This window comes from Okeania sp. SIO2B9, from assembly GCF_010672505.1.
Lineage (GTDB): Bacteria > Cyanobacteriota > Cyanobacteriia > Cyanobacteriales > Microcoleaceae > Okeania > Okeania hirsuta.
Genome location: NZ_JAAHGK010000495.1, coordinates 1 through 5049, shown reverse-complemented (window position 1 = coordinate 5049; position 5049 = coordinate 1). Strand labels below are relative to the sequence as shown.

The 5049-nt window shown below is 37.0% G+C and carries 3 protein-coding genes; 1 reads left to right on the top strand and 2 read right to left on the bottom strand.

The window, feature by feature from the left end; genetic code table 11:
- Positions 1-813 precede the first annotated feature (813 nt).
- A complete protein-coding gene (gene shc / locus F6K13_RS17650; RefSeq protein WP_287287908.1) occupies positions 814-2712 on the top strand; it encodes a squalene--hopene cyclase in 1899 nt (632 codons plus the stop codon).
- A 71-nt stretch (positions 2713-2783) separates the two neighbouring features.
- Here shc and F6K13_RS17645 read toward each other — a convergent pair whose 3' ends face one another.
- Both F6K13_RS17645 and lspA read right to left on the bottom strand, forming a co-directional pair.
- Positions 2784-3464, bottom strand: a complete 681-nt coding sequence (locus F6K13_RS17645; RefSeq protein ID WP_124155130.1) for a PEP-CTERM sorting domain-containing protein — start codon at positions 3462-3464, stop codon at positions 2784-2786.
- Positions 3465-4384: 920 nt separating this feature from the next.
- On the bottom strand, positions 4385-4879 hold the full coding sequence (gene lspA / locus F6K13_RS17640) for a signal peptidase II (protein ID WP_124143368.1): 495 nt from the start codon (positions 4877-4879) through the stop codon (positions 4385-4387).
- Positions 4880-5049 lie beyond the last annotated feature (170 nt).

Here is a 5049-nt window from a genome sequence, read left to right as displayed (position 1 = left end):
TCTTGACTTTTTTTGACAACTTCAGTAGTTTTACTTAGCTACTATAATTTTTTCTCCTTTCTCCTCTATTCCCCACAAGGGTTTCAAGACTTATGGGTAAGTGATAGGTTTTAAAGAGAGGTAATTATTAATTATTAATTGTAAATTATTAATTATTAATTATTGAACGCACTACCTAAAATCTAACTTTTTCTGATTAACTTCAACAAGTTTGTTTTCAGCGTGCGTGACTGTGGGTTTTTAAACAAAAGTTAGTTCGCAGTAATGCTCTGGAAAAATTTGCTTCCTAACACCTAAAAACTAACACTTAAAAATCAACGAAAATCTCGCCATAAAAAATTCAACTATCGCAATTATATTTTTAGTTGCAAGCTTATGCTCAAAGGTTATAAATAACGTGATAAATAAAAAAATTACTAATATAAATACTAGGTATGATTTCAAATATATTAGGTTTATCTTAGTTAATTGTTATTTTAAAACCCTACAATTTATTTAAGATTACTACATAGCTAGTCAAGTATGATTTGAAAAATCATTGACATCAACTTAACATACAAATTTGATGATAAACATAACAAGGAAAGCCTCTCAGAGAGCGACAGCAACACTGTGAGGCCGATCTATCTATACAGAATCTAGTTATCTTCTGACAATAAATTTTAGATAAGGTTCCCTAATTACTCAAAATTCTTAAATTTTCATTTATATTCTATCAAAATGCTTCAATATAATCGAGAATAAATAGGCATAATTTATTTAGTAAATTATGACTTTAAAGATAGTAATAAAAAAAATTAATTTTTGGGAAAAATGACAGAAAAAAACAAAGTTCAACAATCAATTTTAGCTAGTCAAGAATATCTATTGAATCTGCAAAAACCACAAGGGTACTGGTGGGATGAATTAGAATCAAATGTAACAATAACAGCAGAAATAGTTTTACTACATAAAATTTGGCAAACTGACAAGAAAAGACCTCTTGATAAAGCAAAAAATTATCTAATTTCCCAACAACGAGAACATGGTGGTTGGGAATTATTTTATGGGGATGGGGGAGACTTAAGCACTTCTATTGAAGCTTATATGGGTTTGAGATTATTAGGTGTTGCAAAAACAGATCAAATCATGCTTAAAGCACAAGATTTTATTATTAAAAAAGGAGGTATTAGTTGCAGTAGAATTTTCACGAAATTACATCTGGCTTTAATTGGATGTTTCAACTGGCAAGGTATTCCTTCTATTCCTCCTAGCATCATGCTACTTCCTGAAGATTTTCCATTTACTATTTATGAAATGTCAAGTTGGGCAAGAAGTAGCACTGTTCCACTATTAATTGTGTTTGATAAAAAGCCGATTTTTTCAGTTAATCCCACAATTAATCTGGATGAACTTTATGCCGAAGGGATTAACAATGCTAGTTTTGAATTACCTCGTCAATACGATCTGACGGATTTATTTTTGGGGTTAGATAAAGCTTTTAAATTTGCAGAAAATTTTAATTTGATGCCTTTGCGAGAAGAGGGTTTAAAAGCAGCAGAAAAATGGATTCTGGAAAGGCAAGAAGTTACGGGTGACTGGGGAGGTATTATTCCGGCAATGTTAAATTCTATGTTGGCATTGCGGTGTTTGGAATATGATGTGGCAGACCCTGTGGTGGTGCGGGGGTTGGAGGCAATAGATAAATTTGCTGTAGAAACTGAGTATGATTATTGGGTACAACCTTGTGTTTCTCCTGTATGGGATACCGCTTGGGTAATACGTTCGTTGGTTGATTCTGGTATTCCTCCTAGTCATCCGGCAGTGCTTAAAGCTGGGGAATGGTTATTGCAACAGCAAATTTTGGATTATGGTGACTGGGCAATTAAGAATAAATTGGGTAAACCGGGGGGTTGGGCGTTTGAATTTATCAACCGTTTTTATCCAGATATAGATGATACGGCAGTAGTGGTTATGGCTTTGGATGCTGTGGAGTTGCCTGATGAGGAATTGAAACGGGTGGCGATCGCTCGTGCTATGGAATGGGTAGCTTCGATGCAATGTCAACCTGGGGGTTGGGCAGCTTTTGATGTGGATAATGACCAAGACTGGTTAAATGGTATCCCCTACGGAGATTTAAAGGCCATGATTGACCCGAATACGGCGGATGTGACGGCGCGGGTGTTGGAAATGGTTGGTTGTTGTGGGTTGTCTATGGATAGTTGGCGGATGAAACGGGCGATCGCTTATTTGGAAAGGGAGCAGGAAGGCGAAGGTTGTTGGTTTGGTCGATGGGGAGTTAACTATATATATGGTACGAGTGGAGTTATTTCGGCTTTGGCTGTTGTGGCGCAGGAAAGTCATAGAGATTTTATTGAGAAGGGGGCGAGTTGGTTGGTTGGTTGTCAAAATTCGGATGGCGGATGGGGTGAGAGTTGTTGGAGTTATAATGACCCGTCGTTGAAAGGGAAGGGAAAAAGTACAGCTTCTCAAACTGCTTGGGCGTTGATTGGGTTATTAGCTGCGGGGGAGGCAACTGGTAATTTTGCTAGGGAGGCTATTGATAGGGGTGTTGATTTTTTGGTATCGACTCAGAATGATGATGGGAGTTGGTTGGAGTCCGAGTTTACTGGTACTGGTTTTCCCTGTCACTTTTATATTAAATATCATTTTTATCCGCAGTATTTTCCTTTGATGGCTTTAGGAAGGTATGAGAATTTGTTAAGTGGTTGAGCGATTATCTTACCACTCAGCAAAGGGAATCGCTCAACTTTACCTCTTGTCTATAGCCCAATTAACTTTTTCTAAGCTTGCTTCTTGCGCTTCAGACCTAAACCCAAACCTCCAACAGCGAGGAGTCCGAGGATAGTGCCAGGTTCTGGTGTTACCCTTTTTTGCGTGAAGGTGTTCTTGAAGCCATCGAAAGTGCCACCCTCTGGAATGGAGACTGTATTCATAACACTGATAAACTGATACATCGTTGGACCAGGAATAGGCGTTGGGGTAACTGAATTTCCATCAGAACTTACTAGCTCAAGTAGTAGATTGCCAGTTCCACCAGACCCATCTGTCACCTGTGCTTCAACTCCGCCAGAAGTTACATCACTATTAAGACCTACTTGATCAAAGAAAAAGTCAGGGTTGGCGATTGTAACATCATAAGTAGCTGTACCTGTGAATGAACCTAAAGTTTGACCGGGATCTAATTCAAGCTCAAATGTTTCTCCATCACTAGCTACTCCGATTATAATTTGAGCACCAGCAGGTATGTCGAACTCGGCAATAAGTTCAAAATTACTAAAAGTTTTATCAAAACAAGTAATAGATCCCATAGGGATCTCAGAACCAGTTAGTCGGCCACACTCACCAGGAGTAAAAGTGGCTGCTCTTGCTGAAGGAGATACCACCAGAGAGAGAGGAACAGAAAGCATTCCCAGACTAATTCCGACTGGAAGCAACTTTTGTAATAAAGAAAATTGTTTCATAAGTTTTCCTATGAAAAACCTCAAAAAATGTTTTACTCAAGAATTACTTAGTGGGACTTAGATAAAATTCAGGCAAAAAATGGCATCAAATCTATACAGGGAGAGTATTTTAGGTAAAAAATGGATAAATCTAGGAATAATCGGTGTTTTCCCATGGAATGCGGAGCTAACAACAATTTTTCGGTCTTTGACGTCCTTCCCATGCCTAGACTAACTTTGATAAACTTTCTAGCCGACAAAATGTCTAATGGGACTCAAACAAAACAGCAATAGAAAATAGGCTCAAACATAGACAAGCAGAGGTTTTTAGGTCTAAAAGGTATAAATCCTTAACTACCAAGGGTTTCAGCAATTTTTAGGTCATTGACGTAATTCCCTTGTCTAGAATGACTTTCAGACAGTTTTTCTCCCAGAAAATGTCTAAGTTCCACTAAGTATCATTAGTTATAAGTTGATAATAGTGCCAACAAAAAAATAAAACAATAACAAATCAGCATCTTTACTGAATCTTTATATAGTAAATATATTAGTTTTTCAAATACTTCTAAATTCCAGATCAACCAATAAACTTTTCTACCGCCTGAGAAGCGCTATATAGTAACAATGTACTAGAATAAAGGATATAGAAGATACCATTAACTACTTCTCGCTCGATTAGCGTTTGGTTTTTGCCCTCGTTTTTGAGGTTTCGGTAGCAAAGGTTCTAGTAGTTCCCACTCGCGTTCGCGCAGCGTCCCGGAGGGAATCGCTTAGGTCACTGGTATAAGATTTTCGCTTTTTGCGGAGAATTTACAGAGGCGATCGCGCCTTTTAGAATTTAACCGTATAAAAGTCAATTTATAGCAGTCGCCATTACTGTATTTGATATATCAGCCAAATTTTTAGTTATCTAGGAGAGAAGGAAAAACTTCTTCCTTCTACTATTGCGATTTACATTTTGGTCTTCCACTAAAAAATGTAGCAATGAGTAAACAAACAATACCAATATTAATCGAAACATCTGCCACATTGAACACGGGAAAATCTATGAGGCGAAAGTGTATAAAATCTACAACATAACCCAAAATGAACCTATCAATACCATTACCCAGTGCCCCTCCTAAAATTAAACCGTAGCCCAGTTGTTCCCATTTATTAAATCTAGGCCCAAACAAAGCCCAGGCCATGAGGCCAAGACTAACAATCAAAGACAACCAACGTAACCAATATACCCCACCATTACTAAATAAACTAAAAGCTGCCCCAGTATTAGTCACATAAGTAAAATGAAATACACCAGGCCACAAAGCCAGACTTTCTCCAAGTTTAAAATTTTGTACCACCCAAAATTTAGTCAAGTGGTCTAACAAAATACTAATAATAGCAGCTATCCAGAATAAAAGATTTTTCTGAAAACGTAATTTCAAGGTTAACAATTACTATATTTATTTTAATTTATTCGTAAGCATTCAGTTGTCAGCATTCAGCCATCAGCTATTGCTTTTAGTTTTAGATAAAAGCTTTACTAATTGAGCCAGAATTTATACTTACTATAAAAGCTGGCTGAAACAATCTATATTCATTTAAACCCCCTTATAAGAGCTGA

Coding starts and splice junctions, on each gene's coding strand:
- shc (WP_287287908.1), top strand. CDS start 814: ATGACAGAAAAAAACAAAGTTCAACAATCAATTTTAGCTAGTCAAGAA.
- F6K13_RS17645 (WP_124155130.1), bottom strand. CDS start 3,464: ATGAAACAATTTTCTTTATTACAAAAGTTGCTTCCAGTCGGAATTAGT.